Below are 16,275 nucleotides of genomic sequence, written 5' to 3'. Positions count from 1 at the left end.
TCGTGTTAGCGGACCCTATTCTTTCAGCGCCAGTTCCGCACGTCGACAAAACGCCCGGCGATCGCGGCAGCCGCCGCCATCGCGGGCGAAACGAGGTGCGTCCTGCCTTTAAAACCCTGACGACCCTCGAAGTTACGATTGGAGGTCGAGGCGCATCGCTCGCCGGGCGCCAGTCTATCCGGATTCATCGCCAGGCACATTGAGCAGCCGGGCTCACGCCATTCAAAGCCGGCAGCGGCGAAGATTTTGTCGAGGCCTTCCGCTTCCGCCTGCGCCTTCACGAGACCAGAGCCAGGCACCACCATCGCGTTGACGCGATCGGCGACTTTCTTGCCCTCCACCATCTTCGCCGCGGCGCGCAGGTCTTCGATCCGGCCATTGGTGCAGGAGCCGATGAACACGCGATCGATCTCGATGTCGCTCATACGCTCGCCGCCCTTTAGCCCCATGTATTCGAGCGCGCGTTCGATCGCCGCCCGTTTTTGCGGCGTCTTTGCGCTTTCGGGCGTCGGCACGAAACCGTCAATCGTCGCGACGTCTTCAGGCGAAGTGCCCCAGGTCACGATTGGCGGCAGCTTGCTGGCGTCGAGCCTGACGATCTTGTCGAAATGCGCGCCCTCGTCGGAATAGAGCGTCTCCCAATATTTGCGCGCCATATCGAAGGCTTCGCCCTTCGGACCCTTCGGGCGATCCATAAGATAGGCGAAAGTTTTCTCGTCCGGCGCGACGAGGCCGGCGCGCGCGCCGCCTTCGATCGACATGTTGCACACGGTCATGCGGCCTTCCATGGAAAGGTCGCGGATCGCCTCGCCCGCATATTCGATCACATGTCCCGTGCCGCCGGCAGTGCCGATCTCGCCGATGATCGCGAGGATGATGTCTTTCGCGGTGGCGCCGTCGGCGAGCTTGCCATCGACCTGCACCAGCATATTGGCGGCTTTCTTCTGGATCAGCGTTTGGGTCGCCAGCACATGCTCGACTTCCGAGGTGCCGATGCCATGCGCGAGCGCGCCAAAGGCGCCATGGGTCGATGTGTGGCTGTCGCCGCAGACGATCGTCATGCCGGGCAGAGTGAAGCCCTGCTCAGGGCCGACGATATGCACGACGCCCTGGCGCCGGTCGTGCTCGTCGTAATATTCGACACGGAACTCGCTTGCATTGATCGCGAGCTGTTCCACCTGCGCCTTGCTCTCGGGGTCTTCGATCGGCAGCGAGCGGTCGGTCGTCGGCACATTATGGTCGACGACGGCGAGAGTCCGTTCCGGCGCGCGCACCGACCGGCCCGCCATGCGCAAGCCTTCGAACGCCTGCGGACTCGTCACCTCATGCACGAGGTGGCGATCGATGTAGAGCAGGCATGCGCCATCGTCCTGGCGGTCGACCACATGGTCGTCCCAGATCTTGTCGTAAAGCGTGCGGGGCGCGGCGTTGGATGCCATATTTGTCCGTTTTCCTCTCGCGGGAAGACCCTTGAATTGAGGGTCTTCTACCCGTAACGCAAGCTCCATGGAAGAGAGTTGGCGACGCCGTCCGCATCCGAGGCCCTGGTGAGCCTGCCCTCTCCAGAGCTTCCTGCGCAGCTTGCGGCGGCGATCGAGACGAGGCTCGAAGGCCGCTCTCAAAGCGCGCTGCGCGAAAGAGCGAATGAGCTGTCGCAGCGCTACCGGTCGCGCAAGCCTACAATCGAGACAATCCGCGACGAGACCGACGCGCTGGCCTATGCGGCGACGCGCATGCCGGCGACCTACGCAGCCACCGTGACTGCGCTTGGACGTCTCGAGGAGGAAAGTCCCGATTTTGCGCCCAAGCGGATGCTCGACGTCGGCTGCGGACTTGGCGCGGGCGCTTGCGCCGCTTCGACCGTGTGGCCGGGCATCGCCGAGATCACGCTCCTAGATCACAGCGCGCTGTTCTTGCGCCTCGCGCCCGAACTGATGAAGGACAGCGGCGTTCCCGCGCCGATCAAGGCGATCGAATGCGACTTCGCCGAGCCGCGCGCGCTCGCGGAATTCCCGTTCGACCTTGTCGTCATCGGCTACGCGCTGACCGAGGTCGCCGAATCCGGCCTCCCTTCCGTCATCGATCGGCTTTGGGCGCAAACCAGCGGCGCGCTCGTCATTATCGAGCCGGGAACGCCACGCGACCATGCCAGGCTCATGGTCGTCCGAGACCAATTAATCGCGCTTGGCGCAAACATTCTCGCGCCCTGCCCCCATCAGGCGCCCTGCCCTCTGCCGGCGAACGACTGGTGCCATTTCTCGGTCCGGCTGCCCCGGCGGCGCGCGCATAGGCTGGTCAAGGACGTCGCCGCGCCCTTCGAGGACGAGAAGTTCGCCTATCTCGCCGTCGGACGGTTCGCCGCGCGCCCGCCGTCGGCGCGCATTATCGCCCCGCCGCGCGCCAACAAGGCGGGAATTTCGCTCAAGCTGTGCGCCGGTATAGCATTCCGCGAGACATTCATTCCCAAGCGTGACAAGGCGCGCTACGAGAAGATTCGGAGAAAGGACTGGGGCGATCCGCTGCGCGCCCCGGCGGAGGAAATTTGATGAAACAGCCACGTCCGAGGGTCGCGCCTTATCTGACCGTCAGCCCCGCCGCCGCAGCGATCGCCTTTTACACCGGCGCCTTCGACGCCAAGCAGCGCGCCCTCATGCCCTCCGTCGACGGGTTGCGCATCGCCCATTGCGAACTGCTGATCAATGGCGGGTCGGTGATGCTCGCCGACGTCTTTCCGGAATTCGGTCAGACCCGCGTGCCGATGCCCGGCGAACACGCGACCGTTTCGGTCAGTCTGGAATACGATAAGTCGCAGGAAGTCGACGACATCTGCGCCCGCGCCAGCAAACTCGGCGGCAAGATCGAAACGGCGCCGACGAATTCCTTTTGGGGAACGCGCTACGCATCCTTACGCGACCCCTTCGGCCACCGCTGGATACTCAACGCCCCACTGGAGAGCTAAAACAAAGCCGCCCGGAACCTTGCGGCTGCGGGCGGCTGTTCATCCGGCCTCTAGCGTTATTCGCCCGAGGCCTTCGCCTTCGTCTCGACGCGCTCGGCGATGCGCGCGGATTTGCCGCGGCGGTCGCGCAGATAATAGAGCTTGGCGCGCCGCACCTTGCCGCGGCGCACGAGCTTAACGGAATCGATCAGCGGCCCATGGATCGGGAACACGCGTTCGACGCCTTCGCCGTAGGAAATCTTGCGGACGGTGAAGCTCTCATTGAGCCCCGAACCCTGGCGGGAAATGACAACGCCCTCATAGGCCTGGACGCGGGTGCGTTCGCCTTCCTTCACCTTGACGTTGACGACGACCGTATCCCCGGGGCGAAACTCCGGGATTTTTTTGCCCTCGATGAGCTTGGCGGCGTGCTCCGCCTCGAGCTGCTCGATAATGTTCATAACGTAAACTCCTGCCGTTTCGTCTTAGCTACAAGGCCGACGAGCGTTTCGGGACGCTGTTCTAGTTGAGGCCCGGTCCATAGCGGAAAGGCGACCGCTTGTCGAGCCGCCCGGCTGGGACAAGCGTCTGGCCTGGGCAAGCTCGGAAAAATACCCGGGCGCGCCAAAAGACTTTCTTATTCGCGGTGTTATATAGTCGCCACTTGAGGGGCGGCGTGGGGGCGCCGGCGTTTCAAGTCATGGAGGAACGCGAAATGACCCAGCAGGAAGAGCTGCGTAGCGAAAGCGTGAAACCAAACGGCGCAGCGGCGGAAGTTGCTGTGGAAGGCCAGCGGCGCCTGGAAGATTTCACCGAGGCGCGCGACAAGATCTTTGACTGTCTGCAGGACGCCAACCGCTGCTGGATGGCGCGCATGCAGCAGGAGGCAAGCATGACGGCGGAACTTGCCTCTAAGCTGACGTCATCGCGCTCCCTCTCCGAGACCGCCACGGTTCTGCAGGACTGGACAAGCAAACACATCGAAATGACCACTGAGGACACGCGCCGTCTGTTCTCCGACGCGCAGCAGATGTTCGATGCTGGCGCGCGCTTCTGGACAATCTCGGCGCAACCTCCGAGCCCGGAAGCCGCCGGACGGTTCATGTCCTAATGGCCGCGACGCGGAAGCCCTCGCGGCTTCCGCTCATTTCATGCCCTCGTCGTCACGATCGAGCGTGAAGCCGACTTTCAGCACCACCTGATAATCGGCGACGACGCCCTTATTGATGTTGCCGCGTATCTGCGCGACTTCAAACCATCGCAAGTGCCGCAAAGTTTCGCCGGCGCGCTTGAGCGCCGCCGCTACGGCGTCCTCGACGCTATCCGGCGATGTTCCGACAAGTTCAACAACCTTATAGACATGGCTTTCCATATGAAGCTCCTTCGATTCAAACTTTTAATGCGTGGCCTGCAATAGGTAGGCCATTCCTGGCGACAGCGTAGCGTCAGCTCAATTTGTCGCCGAAAAGAAATTCCATCGCGCGATCGAGCCTGATGTGCGGCAATGGCAGGGGCCTGCGGTCGGCGCCGAGCGAGGCGACCGGCGGCCGGAATTTCAAAAAGCGGAACTCAGCCTCTTCCTCGGAAACGGCGAGCGCCTCGCCACGGAAAACGTCGCGCGGATCCGCCGGGAGTTCGCCCGGGAAAATGGCGCCTTCCGCCACGCCGTCGAAGATCTCATGGCCAATGTGTTCGCCCGCGACTGGCGTGCCGACGATGGCGGAGAGCTGTTCGCCTTCGTGACGCACCATCGCTTCTCGCGTCGCGCGCACGGCGGCGAGCGCGATCACATCGATTGAGGCGCCCACTCCCTCCGCGCGCTCAATCGCTCGGGCCGTCAAATGGCGCAGGATCGCTTCGAGCCGATCATGGCTCGTGTGATGCAAATGGTCGGCCTTTGTGGCTGCGAAAAGGATGCGGTCGATCTTCGGGCGAAAGATCGTCGAAAACAGACTGGCGCGGCCGGTGCGAAAAGCTGTCAGCACGCCGGTCAACGCCGTTTCGAGATCGCGCACCGCCTCCGGGCCGGAATTGAGCGCCGCAAGCATATCGACGAGCACGATCTGCCGATCGAGCCGAGCGAAATGATCCCGAAAGAAGGGGCGCACCACCTCCGACTTATAGGCTTCATATCGACGCTCCATTTCGCGGCCAAGGCTACGATAAGGAAGGTCCTCGCCATCGGAGACGGGAAGCGGCGCGAAGGTCAAGGCCGGCGATCCCTCAAGATCGCCAGGCATCAGAAAGCGCCCGGGCGGCAGGCTTGAGAGCGCGAAACGTTCAGAGCGCGCGAGGCGCAGATATTCGGTGAAGGCATGCGCAAGTTTCTGCGCGGTTTCTTCGTCGTAACGCGCTTTGACGTCCGCCTGCGCCGTCACGCCCCGCCATTCGCTTGCAATCATCGCGCGCGCCGCGACTCCTGCCGCCTCAAGCGTCTCGCGCGACCAATCAGCGTAGGATTTGCCGAGGAGCTGCAGGTCGAGCAGCCATTCGCCGGGATAGTCGACGATGTCGATGTCGAGTCGCGTTGGCCCCTGACCGAAGCCTCTGCGCAGCGACCATGATTTCGAGCGATATTCGAGCGTCACCCGCAATTCAGAAATGCGGCGCGTCGATTGCGGCCAATGCCGGTCTGGCCCGGTGAGCGCTGCGAGATGATCTTCGTAAGCGAAGCGCGGCACGCTGTAGTCTGGCTGCGGATCGAGATGCGCCGAAGCGATGCGCCCTTCGGCGAACGCGCGAAACACCGGAAGCTGAGTCTTGCTCCCGGCGCGCGCCGACAGCGCCCGCGTTAGATGATGCACAAGCGCGGTGATGAAGACCGTCTTGCCGGAACGCGACAGGCCGGTGACGCCAAGGCGCAAGCGGCCACCCGCGAGAAAATCGGCGACGCTCTCGGCGGCGATGCGCGTTTCGAACAAAAGGTCGGATAGTTGCGACAAGGGCGCTCCCGTCAGTCATCCGCCAACAGTCGGACGACGCCACATCTAATCCAAAGGCGAGGACATTGAACAGAGCGTGCATCCAAGCAGCTCTCGGGCGGGTTATGCTCGAGTATCTTGCAAAGGGGAGCGGCCATGTCCGCGCATGTTTTCAAATTTGATGAAGGCTGGGATATTCCGGACGCCGCCATTGACGAGGTCTATGACGTGCTGGCGCGCGGCGAACTCCTGCCGCAGTGGTGGAAGGGCGTCTATCTCGAAGCAGAGCGGCTGACGCCTGGCGAAACGCCTCAAATCGGCGGAAAGCTGCGCGCCAAGGTGCGCGGTTTTCTGCCTTTCACCCTCAATTTCGTCGTTGAGGCGGTGGAACTGGAGAGGCCGCGCCAGGTGGCGGTCCGCACTTACGGCGATCTCGATGGCGCCTGGCGCGCGACGCTGACGCAACGCGGCGACGACGTGCATGTCGCTCTCCTATTCGAGGTCAGAATCGACCGTCCCGGAATGCGTTTTCTTGCGCCCCTCCTGCGACCGCTTTTCGCCCTCAATCACTATTGGACGACCCCGCGCGGCGAGAGGGGGCTCAGAGAATATCTCGAAGCATGCCGTAGCGATCGCGATCACCGTTTCGACATCGGCACGTAATCGCGCTGCTTCTCGCCCGTATAGAGCTGGCGGGGACGGCCGATGCGCGAGCCCTGGTCTTCGATCATTTCCTTCCACTGCGCGATCCAGCCGACTGTGCGCGCGACCGCGAACAACACAGTGAACATCGCCGTCGGGAAGTTCATCGCCTTGAGCGTGATGCCAGAATAGAAGTCGATGTTGGGATAAAGCTTCTTCTCGATGAAATAGTCGTCGGAGAGCGCGATGCGCTCCAATTCCAGCGCGACGTCGAGCAGATCGTCCTTAACGCCGAGTTCATTCAAGACTTCGCGCGTCGTGCGCTGCATGATCTTCGCGCGCGGATCGTAGTTTTTATAGACGCGATGGCCGAAGCCCATCAGGCGGAACGGATCGTTTTTGTCCTTTGCGCGCGCGATGAACTGCGGAATGCGGTCCGTCGTGCCGATTTCGGCGAGCATCTTTAGAACCGCTTCATTGGCGCCGCCATGCGCCGGCCCCCAGAGCGAGGCGATGCCCGCTGCAATGCAGGCGAAGGGGTTGGCGCCTGACGAGCCCGACAGTCGAACCGTCGAGGTCGACGCATTCTGCTCGTGGTCGGCGTGCAGGATGAAGATGCGGTCGAGTGCGCGCGACAGCACAGGATTGACCTTATACTCCTCGCAAGGGACGGCGAAGCACATGCGCAGAAAGTTCGACGTATAGTCGAGATCGTTCTTCGGATAAACGAACGGCTGGCCGATCGAATATTTGTAAGCCATCGCCGCGAGCGTCGGAATCTTCGCGATCATGCGCGTCGACGCCACCATGCGCTGCGTCGGATCGGCGATGTTCGTCGAGTCGTGATAGAAGGCCGAAAGCGCGCCGACCGAGGCGACCATGATTGCCATCGGATGCGCGTCGCGGCGGAAACCCTGAAAGAAGCGCGCCATCTGCTCATGCACCATGGTGTGGCGCGTGATGCGATAATCGAAATTCGCTTTCTCGGCGGCCGACGGCAATTCGCCGTAAAGCAGCAGGTAACAGGTCTCCAGAAAGTCGCCGTGTTCAGCGAGCTGTTCGATCGGATAGCCGCGATAGAGCAGAATCCCCGCTTCGCCGTCGATGAAGGTGATCTTCGATTCGCAAGACGCAGTCGACGTGAAGCCGGGATCGAAAGTGAACATTCCGGTTTCGGCGTAAAGATTGCGGATGTCCGCAACGGACGGCCCCAGCGTTCCATCCATTACCGGCAAGTCGACCGATGTGTCGCCGATCGTGAAGATACCGTTCTTCTCCGGCATGCCCGCTCCCCTCTCAAGCGCCCCCGCGCCCGCGACGAGCCGGTTCGCGGCGCGACGGCGCGAACGCTAGGCATGAATTGCGTCGCCTTCGCGATATCGTCGCTTCCTTCGCACGCCGATACGCATCCGGATCATTTGTGCGGCGCAAAAAGCTATAGCAACCGCTAGGGCTGTCAAGCCACGCCACAGGTTTCAAGCGCCTGCCGGGCGCCATTCGGTTCCTCTGTGACGCAGAAATCGCCGCGGCGCCGGAAATTCGTCAGCGATTTTTGTGCAGCAGCGGGACGAGTCACCCGGCGACAGCCTGATCGGAAATGCGGGCGAGACTTTCGTCGCGCCCCAATATTTCCAAGACGTCGAAAATGCCCGGCGACGTCGCGCGCCCGGTTACCGCGGCGCGCAAGGGCTGCGCAAGGTCGCCGAGTTTAACGCCAAGCGCCGTCGCGAGATCGCGCACGACGGCTTCGGTGGCTGCGGCCGTCCAGTTTGGCAGGGCTGCAAGCTTCTCGACGAGAGTCGCAAGCCGCGCGCGCGCCTCCGTCGAAAGCAGTTGCGCCGCCTTTGCGTCGAGCGACAGAGGACGATGCGCGAGGAGAAAGCCCGCGCCGTCGAGAAGTTCGTTCAGCGTCTTCGCGCGCGCTTTTAGCCCCGGCAAGGCCGCGCGCAGCTGCGCGCGCTTTTTGTCGTCGAGCCCATGTGCAATCGCCTCGCCGCCTTCGAGATAGGGAAGCGTCGCGATGAACAAGCCGAACAGTTCGTCATCATCGCTGTCGCGCAAATAATGACCATTCATATTTTCGAGCTTGGCGAAATCGAAGCGCGCGGGCGAGCGATGAACCTGCGCGAGATCGAAAGATTCGATCATCTCCTGCGTCGTGAAAAACTCCTTGTCGCCATGCGACCATCCCAGTCGCACGAGATAGTTGCGCAGCGCCGCCGGCAGATAGCCCATCGCGCGATAGGCGTCGACGCCGAGAGCGCCATGACGCTTCGAAAGCTTCGCGCCGTCCTGCCCATGGATCAGCGGAATGTGAGCGAAGGCCGGAAGCGTCCAGCCCATCGCTTCGTAGATATGCGTCTGTCGCGCCGCATTGGTCAGATGGTCGTCGCCGCGAATGATTTGCGTGACGCCCATGTCGTGATCGTCGACGACGACGGCGAGCATATAGGTCGGCGCGCCATCCGAGCGCAGCAGAATGAAGTCGTCGAGGTCCTTGTTCTGAAAGACGACGCGCCCCTGCACCGCGTCGTCGACGATCGTCTCGCCCTCCCGCGGCGCTTTGATGCGCACGACATAGGGCGCGCCGGCGGGCGCCTCCGACAGATCCCGGTCTCGCCAGCGGCCGTCGTAGCGCCAGGGACGCTTTTCCGCCTTGGCCTTCTCGCGCATCTCCTCGAGCTCCTGCGCCGTGGCGTAGCAGCGATAGGCCCTCCCAAGCGCCAATAGCTCTTCAGCAATCTCGGCATGACGCGAAGCGCGGGTCGACTGGTAGACGACCTCTCCATCCCAATCGAGGCCAAGCCATTTGAGTCCGTCGATGATGGCGTCGATCGCTTCTTTCGTGGAGCGCTCGCGGTCAGTGTCCTCAATGCGCAACATCATCCGGCCGCCGTGCTTCCTGGCGTGGAGCCAGTTGAAAAGCGCCGTGCGCGCGCCGCCGATATGGAGAAAGCCCGTCGGCGACGGAGCGAAGCGGGTTATGACCTGTGACATGAGCGGCGGAGATTCCTCGATTGGGTTGGCCCGTCTAACACGGGAAATGCGAAGCGGACATAGACAGCCAGGCCGATCGCTTAACCAAAGCGTGAACATATCTCTTGCAGAACGCAGTAAGAACGTATATCGTTCTGTTCATGATTTGTTTAGGTTATCGAGCCAAAAGCTGCGGCTCAGCGAAAACCAAAGATTGGGCCTAGCGAGGCGGTGCGGCGATGCTGACCAAAAAACAAAACGATCTATTGCGCTTCATCCATGAACGTTTGAAGGAGTCGGGCGTCCCGCCGTCCTTCGACGAGATGAAGGACGCGCTCGACCTGCGTTCGAAGTCGGGCATTCACCGGCTCATTCTCGCGCTCGAGGAGCGCGGCTTCATCCGCCGCCTGCCCAATCGCGCCCGCGCGCTTGAGGTTCTGCGTCTGCCTGAATCGGCGACGCCAAGGGCCGGCGGCGCACGCAACGGCAAGTTCTCTCCATCCGTCATCGAGGGGAATCTCGGCCGCGTGCGTCCGCTGAATGAGCGCTTCGACGACGAGAGCGATCAGCAGGTCGCCATTCCGGTGATGGGACGCATCGCCGCCGGCACGCCGATCTCCGCCATCCAGAACCGCAGCCACACCATCAATCTGCCGCCCGACCTTTTGATGAGCGGCGAGCACTTCGCGCTCGAAGTGCGCGGCGATTCGATGATCGAGGCCGGAATACTCGACGGCGACACGGTCGTCATCCGCAAGCAGGATAACGCCGACACCGGCGACATTGTCGTGGCGCTGATCGACGATGAGGAGGCGACGCTGAAACGTCTGCGCAAGCGCGGCGCCTCGATCGCGTTAGAGGCCGCGAATCCGGCTTATGAAACGCGAATCTTCGGCCCCGATCGCGTGCGCATTCAGGGCAAGCTCGTCAGCCTGCTGCGGAAATATTAGATTTCGCGCCAACGCCGTCATTGCGAGCGAAGCGAAGCAATTCAGAGCATGGGCGCGCCCTGGATTGCTTCGTCGGCTTCGCCTCCTCGCAATGACGGATTAAGTCGCCGTCTCTACTCGAGCGGCTCCATCGCGCGCGCGTCTTCCTCATTGCGCTCTTTATCGCTCAGCGGCACAAACGCCGGTTTGCGGCGCTCGCGCGGCGCCGGAGACCAGGGCCGATCCTCGTCGATGGCGCGCGCAGCGGTCCATTCGACGCCATCGCCTTTGAATCGTAACGCTACCGCGCCTGTCTCAGTGAGCTTCCGCCGATCGATCACGATCGGCGCTGCGCAGCCTGCTGGCGCATAAAGCGGCGTGACGACGATTGCGGCGCGCGCGCGATCTTCAAGGAAAGCGCCCCGCTCAGCAATGAGCGCGATAAAGCGGCCGTCGATCGCCTTCGCCACGCAGCCGCTATCATCACAAGCAACGCCGCTCTTAGCGTCAGAAGAGAGACGCGCGTCGCCGTCCGCGCGCAGCCATTGTTCGGCGGCGAAAGCGCCCGGCCTCTGCCCCATGACGGCGAGCTGCCCGGACGACAGACGCACGGCCGCCGAATCCCCTGTCGCCGGCACGGCAAGATCGAAGGGCGCGCCGCCCGTCGCGCCCATCAATCCAATGAAAGCGAGAGGGATAGCGAGCGCACGCCACGCCCATGTCCGCCACAGCACGAGCGACAACACAGCGAGCGTAAGAAAAATAATCGCCCAGGGCGCGAAGGCTTTCACGGACAGGCTCGCGCCCGGCGCGCTGGCGATGAGCCCCGCGAGATAGGTCACGAGATCGATGCCCATCTTGAGATAGCGCCAAATGAATCCGTCGAGACCCAAGGGATAGAGCGCCGCGCCGACGAGCGCGCAGGGAACCGCGAAGAATTCGATGATGGCGAGCGTCAGCGGATTGCCGATCAGCACATAGGGGCTCAGCTCGTGAAAGTCATTCGCCATGAATGATGCGGTCGCGGAGGTCGCGCAGAGCGTTGCGAAGATCGCCGCGCCCGGCCCGTGCATCAAGCGCTCGACGACGCTTTCGCGAAGCGCGCCCCACCGTCCTTGCGGCGCGCGATCGTCGACGCGCCGCTTCGAAAGATATTCGCCGCGCCACTCATAGACCGCGATCAAAGCCGCGACCGCGGCGAAAGAGAGCTGAAAGCTTGCGCCAAGCAACGCCTCCGGCTCGAAGGCGATGATGACGAGCGCGGCAAGAGCGAGATTGCGCATCGACAGCGACGGCCGATCGAAGAGAACGGCGGCAAGCATAATCAGAGTCATCACGAGCGCGCGCTCAGTGCCGACGCGCGAGCCCGTGCCGACGTCGTAAGGAATGGCGCCGACGATGGCGAGCGCCGCCGCCCATTTCTTGATCGGATAGTTGAGCGCGAGAGTCTGCGACATCGCTAGCAGACGGCGAAAGCCGACGAAAAAGATGCCAGCGACGAGCGTCATCTGAACGCCGGAAATTGTGATGATGTGAAATATGCCGGCGCGGCGAATGAGATTCTTGGCGTCTTCCGACAAGAGGTCGCGCTTGCCGGTCACCATCGCCGCTGCGATCGCGCCGGCGTCGCCTTCGACGATTCGATAGACCCGCATCGCCAGCGCATTGCGCATGCGATCGACGCGCGCGAAAAAGCGCAGCGACAATGGCGCGGGTTCGGGCGGCGGCATCGTCTCTACTCGCCCAAGGGCGTTTCCGACGCCGCCGATGCGCGCAAAAAAAGCGTCGCGAGCGAAGTCATAGCCGCCCGGAAGCGCCGCCCGCGCCGGCGGCATCAACCGCGCCTTGAAGGCGATGAAGTCGCCAGCGGAGAAATTCGGGTCGCCGCGCGTCGTCAGCCGCACGCGCACGGGAACGACGTCGTCCGGGAAGCCCTCGGCGCTCGCGACGCGCAGAATAAACCGCGCGCCGGCGCGGCGCAGATCGACCTCCTCGACGAATCCCGTCAACTCTCCGATCCCGATCCGCGGCACGATCGGCCCGGCGACGCGCGCCGTTCGCAACGCGCCTGAAGTAAAACCCCCGGCGATGAAAGCGAGCGTCAGAAAAAGCGCGTGAGCGCGCGCATGATTGCGCGTGAACGCGGCGAGAAACGCAAATGCGGCGAGCGCGCCTAGACAAAGCGCAACCGAGGGTTCGCGCTCGGCCGAAAAATAGAGAACCACACCGCCGCCCGCGGCGACGACCAGCCAGAGAAACGGACGCCGCAGCGCACGCTCTTGCACAAGCGACGCGTGGAAAGCTGCGGCCAAACCTCGAAGGCGCAGCGAAAAGAGCCGCGACGCGAGCTCGCGGCCGCCTTCCTCCGTCTCAGCCGTACGCGAAATGTCGTTCAAGAAATGCCCGGCCCCGCTCAAAAGCGGGAAAGAGCTTAGCGCTGACCACGGCCCCTGTCTTGCGCCGCCTTGCATCCCTGGACCGCCTCTCGCCATTCGACGGTTGCCTGCGGCGCGGCAAGAAACTACGGAAGAGGATCATATGTTGATCGCCGCAACCGGTTTGGCGTCCATGAAGAGCGATCCATCGTCAGGCCTGTCCTTACTTCGCGGACTTACGCGAAAATGCCCGAACTGCGGCGTCGGCAAGCTGTTCGCGAGCTATCTCAAGCCGCGCGATTCTTGCGAGCATTGCCAGGAAAGCTTTATGGGCCTCGACGCGGACGATGGCCCCGCCTGGCTGACGGTCGGCGCCGTGACGCTTACCGTCGTGTCGCTCCTCTTCATTTTGGAGACCAGCGGACGTTTCTCCTACGCTGTCGAAATGGCGATCGTTCTGCCGATAACCATCGCGCTCGCCCTGCTGTTGCTCCCGCTCACGAAGGGTTTCTTCATCGCGGCGCTATGGCTGCTGTCGAGGAAGCCGAGTTCATGAGCGCTCAAAGGCGCTGAAAAATCGGGACGATCCACTCTGCATTGTCGCTGCGTCGTTCCAGTGTTATGTAAATTTTGCAAAAAATGATCAAATTATCTTTTTAGGAAAGGAAGTTATCATGCGCGCATGGGCGCAATCGCACAAAGGCAACACCTCTCTTTCCCTAAAACGACGAAACGCCGCACACGGTATTGGCATCCTTTTGGGTGTAGGCGCTTTCGTGGCTCTGGTGGGCGCCGCACATGCCGCGGAGGGGGATAAGCTTGGCGGTAATTTGACCATTTGCAAGGGCGCTTACGCGCTCTGCGCCGCAGCTACCTGCTCTCCGACGGGCAATCAGATCAGCGTCAGGACGTCGAATGGTTGGGCGTCCTTCCCAGAAGTGAATTGCACCTGTCCGATCCTCAACGGCGACGCCATCGCCGATGTTAATGCTGGAAATATGCAAGGTTCCTGTTCGCCTCCGGACTCGCAAAAAATCTGGTCGCTTTATTCTCCTCAGTTAGAAATACCGCAGGAAGCAAATAACTGGACGCGATCGGGCCGCGAGGCTTTAGCGCCTCCGCAATGGTGTTCGGCAAAACTCAATGCCGGCGAGACCATCTCGAACTGCTTCAGCTTTCTATGTGACATTGCGGGCTCCGCCCCGAACGGTGTGCCGCTCGCTACGTGCCATTGTCCTATGGGTGAATCTTTTGGAGGGACAAAAGTTCCAGCCGCGACTGCTTTCATCACGCAAGCAGGCCAATTGAACAATCAAATTTGTAAGCAGCATCCGGTGACTTGGTACAATCCCGTTACGGCCAAGGATTCTATTGAAACAACGTCAAAATGAAATTGGAGAAGCTGACATCGGCGCTATGCCGCGTGATGGCGATTCATCCGAAAGCTGGCTCCTCATAGTCGAAGCTCCAACTCGAAAAGAGGATTTGGAAACGAAGCGCCCCGCCGAAGCGGGGCGCGACGCTGCTAACTTTTCGGCCGACCAGGGAAACAAAAAAGCGCTGGGCGTTTTTGCCTAGCACTTTGATTTTATTTGATAGAGTTGGTTGCGGGGGCCAGATTTGAACTGACGACCTTCAGGTTATGAGCCTGACGAGCTACCGGGCTGCTCCACCCCGCGCCAAGACAACACGCGCTAAAATAACACGCGCCAAGACAAAACGCGCCGACACAGCGCCACAAGACAAAAAAGCAGCACGGCGAATGCAGCGCTGCTTTTAAAACTATCGTTGAAGAGGATCCGATGCGCTTCGCAGGCCTGGCGACGACCTACTCTCCCAGGTCTTGAGACATAGTACCATTGGCGCAGAAGCGTTTGACGGCCGAGTTCGGGATGGGATCGGGTCTGATCGCTCCGCCGAAGGCCACCAGGCCGGCGAAACACATCATCGAAGCAAAGGGTCTTTCATTCGCGCCACACGAGTATGGGCGTCGATAAATGAGAGCGATCAAGCCAATCGAGCTATTAGTACCGGTAAGCTCCATGCGTTGCCGCACTTCCACACCCGGCCTATCAACGTGGTCGTCTTCCACGGCTCTCAAGGGAGAACTCGTTTTGAGGTGGGTTTCCCGCTTAGATGCATTCAGCGGTTATCCCGTCCATACATAGCTACCCTGCACTGCGGCTGGCGCCACAACAGGTCCACCAGAGGTATGTTCATCCCGGTCCTCTCGTACTAGGGACAAATCCTCTCAATTCTCCTACACCCACGGCAGATAGGGACCGAACTGTCTCACGACGTTCTGAACCCAGCTCACGTACCACTTTAATCGGCGAACAGCCGAACCCTTGGGACCTTCTCCAGCCCCAGGATGTGATGAGCCGACATCGAGGTGCCAAACAACCCCGTCGATATGGACTCTTGGGGGTTATCAGCCTGTTATCCCCGGCGTACCTTTTATCCGTTGAGCGATGGCCCTTCCACGAGGGACCACCGGATCACTATGACCGACTTTCGTCTCTGCTCGACTTGTCTGTCTCGCAGTCAGGCAGGCTTATGCCATTGCACTCGACGAGCGATTTCCGACCGCTCTGAGCCCACCATCGCGCGCCTCCGTTACTCTTTGGGAGGCGACCGCCCCAGTCAAACTGCCTACCATGCACTGTCCCGGCTCCGGATGACGGAGCGCGGTTAGACATCCATGACGATAAGGGTGGTATTTCAAGGGTGGCTCCACGCGAGCTGGCGCCCGCGCTTCAAAGCCTACCACCTATCCTACACATGCCGACACGAATGCCAGTGCAAAGTTACAGTAAAGGTGCACGGGGTCTTTCCGTCTGACCGCAGGAACCCCGCATCTTCACGGGGAATTCAATTTCACTGAGCTGACGTTGGAGACAGCGGGGAAGTCATTACGCCATTCGTGCAGGTCGGAACTTACCCGACAAGGAATTTCGCTACCTTAGGACCGTTATATTTACGGCCGCCGTTTACCGGGGCTTCAATTCAGAGCTTGCACTCCTCCTCTTAACCTTCCGGCACCGGGCAGGCGTCAGACCCTATACGTCATCTTGCGATTTCGCAGAGCCCTGTGTTTTTGTTAAACAGTTGCCACCCCCTGGTCTGTGCCCCTCCGATCCGGTTGCCCGAACCGAAGGCCTCCTTATCCCGAAGTTACGGAGGTAAATTGCCGAGTTCCTTCAACGTCATTCTCTCAAGCGCCTTGGTATACTCTACCTGTCCACCTGTGTCGGTTTCGGGTACGGTCTAATGCAGGGGCTATTTCCTGGCGCCGCTAGGCTGCCCGAGAAATCCAGTAATCCCGAACAGCTTCCGCAACGCGTCACCACCTGCTGGCCCACGAATATTAACGTGGTTCCCATCGACTACGCCTTTCGGCCTCGCCTTAGGGGCCGGCTAACCCTGCGAAGATTAACTTTACGCAGGAACCCTTGGACTTTCGGCGACACTGTCTTTCACAGTGTTTCTCGTTA

The 16,275-nt window shown here is 61.4% G+C and carries 15 protein-coding genes, 1 tRNA gene and 2 rRNA genes (1 of these 18 cut by a window edge); 8 read left to right on the top strand and 10 right to left on the bottom strand.

What is annotated here, in order from left to right; genetic code table 11:
* Nucleotides 1–23: 23 nt before the first annotated feature.
* Nucleotides 24–1,439 (bottom strand): 3-isopropylmalate dehydratase large subunit, encoded by a 1,416-nt coding sequence (gene leuC / locus FEV16_RS04365; RefSeq protein WP_138166331.1) that lies wholly within the window; start codon nt 1,437–1,439, stop codon nt 24–26.
* Nucleotides 1,440–1,547: 108 nt separating this feature from the next.
* Here leuC and FEV16_RS04360 point away from each other — a divergent pair, with 108 nt between their 5' ends.
* Both FEV16_RS04360 and FEV16_RS04355 read left to right on the top strand, forming a co-directional pair.
* Nucleotides 1,548–2,546 (top strand): small ribosomal subunit Rsm22 family protein, encoded by a 999-nt coding sequence (locus FEV16_RS04360; protein WP_138166330.1) that lies wholly within the window; start codon nt 1,548–1,550, stop codon nt 2,544–2,546.
* The gene (locus tag FEV16_RS04355; RefSeq protein ID WP_138166329.1) at nt 2,546–2,959 is read left to right on the top strand and encodes a VOC family protein; all 414 of its coding nucleotides are present in this window, start codon (nt 2,546–2,548) and stop codon (nt 2,957–2,959) included. Before FEV16_RS04360 ends, FEV16_RS04355 begins: the two co-directional genes overlap by 1 nt.
* Before the next feature lie 56 nt (nt 2,960–3,015).
* On the opposite strand, the gene rplS is transcribed toward FEV16_RS04355, so the two are convergent.
* The gene (gene rplS / locus FEV16_RS04350) at nt 3,016–3,399 is read right to left on the bottom strand and encodes a 50S ribosomal protein L19 (protein ID WP_138166328.1); all 384 of its coding nucleotides are present in this window, start codon (nt 3,397–3,399) and stop codon (nt 3,016–3,018) included.
* 254 nt (nt 3,400–3,653) lie between these two features.
* Between rplS and FEV16_RS04345 the strand changes: the two genes are divergently transcribed.
* A complete protein-coding gene (locus FEV16_RS04345) occupies nt 3,654–4,049 on the top strand; it encodes a hypothetical protein (protein WP_138166327.1) in 396 nt (131 codons plus the stop codon).
* 33 nt (nt 4,050–4,082) lie between these two features.
* Here the strand turns inward: FEV16_RS04345 and FEV16_RS04340 are convergent, their stop codons facing one another.
* Nucleotides 4,083–4,310 carry a dodecin gene (locus FEV16_RS04340; protein ID WP_138166326.1) on the bottom strand — a complete coding sequence of 76 codons (228 nt, stop codon included), beginning with the start codon at nt 4,308–4,310 and terminating at the stop codon, nt 4,083–4,085.
* 73 nt (nt 4,311–4,383) lie between these two features.
* Nucleotides 4,384–5,880 (bottom strand): YcjX family protein, encoded by a 1,497-nt coding sequence (locus FEV16_RS04335; RefSeq protein WP_138166325.1) that lies wholly within the window; start codon nt 5,878–5,880, stop codon nt 4,384–4,386.
* A gap of 135 nt (nt 5,881–6,015) precedes the next feature.
* Between FEV16_RS04335 and FEV16_RS04330 the strand changes: the two genes are divergently transcribed.
* Nucleotides 6,016–6,522 (top strand): SRPBCC family protein, encoded by a 507-nt coding sequence (locus FEV16_RS04330; protein WP_138166324.1) that lies wholly within the window; start codon nt 6,016–6,018, stop codon nt 6,520–6,522.
* Here FEV16_RS04330 and FEV16_RS04325 read toward each other — a convergent pair.
* Both FEV16_RS04325 and gltX read right to left on the bottom strand, forming a co-directional pair.
* Complete coding sequence (locus tag FEV16_RS04325; RefSeq protein ID WP_138166323.1) at nt 6,498–7,784, bottom strand: citrate synthase; 1,287 nt, start codon at nt 7,782–7,784, stop codon at nt 6,498–6,500. The genes FEV16_RS04330 and FEV16_RS04325 overlap by 25 nt on opposite strands.
* A gap of 289 nt (nt 7,785–8,073) precedes the next feature.
* On the bottom strand, nt 8,074–9,498 hold the full coding sequence (gene gltX / locus FEV16_RS04320) for a glutamate--tRNA ligase (protein ID WP_138166322.1): 1,425 nt from the start codon (nt 9,496–9,498) through the stop codon (nt 8,074–8,076).
* 218 nt (nt 9,499–9,716) lie between these two features.
* Between gltX and lexA the strand changes: the two genes are divergently transcribed.
* Nucleotides 9,717–10,427, top strand: coding sequence for a transcriptional repressor LexA (gene lexA / locus FEV16_RS04315; RefSeq protein ID WP_138166321.1), 711 nt, complete (start codon nt 9,717–9,719; stop codon nt 10,425–10,427).
* Nucleotides 10,428–10,540: 113 nt separating this feature from the next.
* Here the strand turns inward: lexA and FEV16_RS04310 are convergent, their stop codons facing one another.
* Nucleotides 10,541–12,802 carry a ComEC/Rec2 family competence protein gene (locus tag FEV16_RS04310; RefSeq protein WP_246657164.1) on the bottom strand — a complete coding sequence of 754 codons (2,262 nt, stop codon included), beginning with the start codon at nt 12,800–12,802 and terminating at the stop codon, nt 10,541–10,543.
* Between the two features lie 142 nt (nt 12,803–12,944).
* Here FEV16_RS04310 and FEV16_RS04305 point away from each other — a divergent pair, with 142 nt between their 5' ends.
* The 3 genes from FEV16_RS04305 (at nt 12,945) to FEV16_RS04295 (ending at nt 14,359) form a co-directional block, all read left to right on the top strand.
* Nucleotides 12,945–13,337, top strand: a complete 393-nt coding sequence (locus tag FEV16_RS04305) for a DUF983 domain-containing protein (protein ID WP_246657163.1) — start codon at nt 12,945–12,947, stop codon at nt 13,335–13,337.
* A gap of 118 nt (nt 13,338–13,455) precedes the next feature.
* On the top strand, nt 13,456–14,172 hold the full coding sequence (locus FEV16_RS04300; RefSeq protein ID WP_138166320.1) for a hypothetical protein: 717 nt from the start codon (nt 13,456–13,458) through the stop codon (nt 14,170–14,172).
* Nucleotides 14,153–14,359, top strand: a complete 207-nt coding sequence (locus FEV16_RS04295; RefSeq protein ID WP_138166319.1) for a hypothetical protein — start codon at nt 14,153–14,155, stop codon at nt 14,357–14,359. The genes FEV16_RS04300 and FEV16_RS04295 overlap by 20 nt, the downstream gene beginning before the upstream one ends.
* A 24-nt stretch (nt 14,360–14,383) precedes the next feature.
* Here the strand turns inward: FEV16_RS04295 and FEV16_RS04290 are convergent.
* The 3 genes from FEV16_RS04290 to FEV16_RS04280 all read right to left on the bottom strand — a co-directional run.
* A tRNA-Met gene (locus FEV16_RS04290) sits at nt 14,384–14,460 on the bottom strand.
* A gap of 136 nt (nt 14,461–14,596) precedes the next feature.
* A 5S ribosomal RNA gene (rrf, locus tag FEV16_RS04285) occupies nt 14,597–14,712 on the bottom strand.
* Between the two features lie 72 nt (nt 14,713–14,784).
* Nucleotides 14,785–16,275: ribosomal RNA gene (locus FEV16_RS04280) — 23S ribosomal RNA — on the bottom strand (it continues 1,327 nt past the right edge of the window).

This window comes from Methylocystis sp. B8 (genome assembly GCF_005771425.1).
Classification (GTDB): Bacteria; Pseudomonadota; Alphaproteobacteria; order Rhizobiales; family Beijerinckiaceae; genus Methylocystis.
The sequence above is the reverse complement of the archived record's forward strand: the minus strand, read 5'-3'. Positions and strand labels throughout refer to the sequence as shown.

Coding starts and splice junctions, on each gene's coding strand:
- leuC (WP_138166331.1), bottom strand. CDS start 1,439: ATGGCATCCAACGCCGCGCCCCGCACGCTTTACGACAAGATCTGGGAC.
- FEV16_RS04355 (WP_138166329.1), top strand. CDS start 2,546: ATGAAACAGCCACGTCCGAGGGTCGCGCCTTATCTGACCGTCAGCCCC.
- rplS (WP_138166328.1), bottom strand. CDS start 3,399: ATGAACATTATCGAGCAGCTCGAGGCGGAGCACGCCGCCAAGCTCATC.
- FEV16_RS04345 (WP_138166327.1), top strand. CDS start 3,654: ATGACCCAGCAGGAAGAGCTGCGTAGCGAAAGCGTGAAACCAAACGGC.
- FEV16_RS04340 (WP_138166326.1), bottom strand. CDS start 4,310: ATGGAAAGCCATGTCTATAAGGTTGTTGAACTTGTCGGAACATCGCCG.
- FEV16_RS04330 (WP_138166324.1), top strand. CDS start 6,016: ATGTCCGCGCATGTTTTCAAATTTGATGAAGGCTGGGATATTCCGGAC.
- FEV16_RS04325 (WP_138166323.1), bottom strand. CDS start 7,784: ATGCCGGAGAAGAACGGTATCTTCACGATCGGCGACACATCGGTCGAC.
- gltX (WP_138166322.1), bottom strand. CDS start 9,498: ATGTCACAGGTCATAACCCGCTTCGCTCCGTCGCCGACGGGCTTTCTC.
- lexA (WP_138166321.1), top strand. CDS start 9,717: ATGCTGACCAAAAAACAAAACGATCTATTGCGCTTCATCCATGAACGT.
- FEV16_RS04305 (WP_246657163.1), top strand. CDS start 12,945: ATGTTGATCGCCGCAACCGGTTTGGCGTCCATGAAGAGCGATCCATCG.
- FEV16_RS04300 (WP_138166320.1), top strand. CDS start 13,456: ATGCGCGCATGGGCGCAATCGCACAAAGGCAACACCTCTCTTTCCCTA.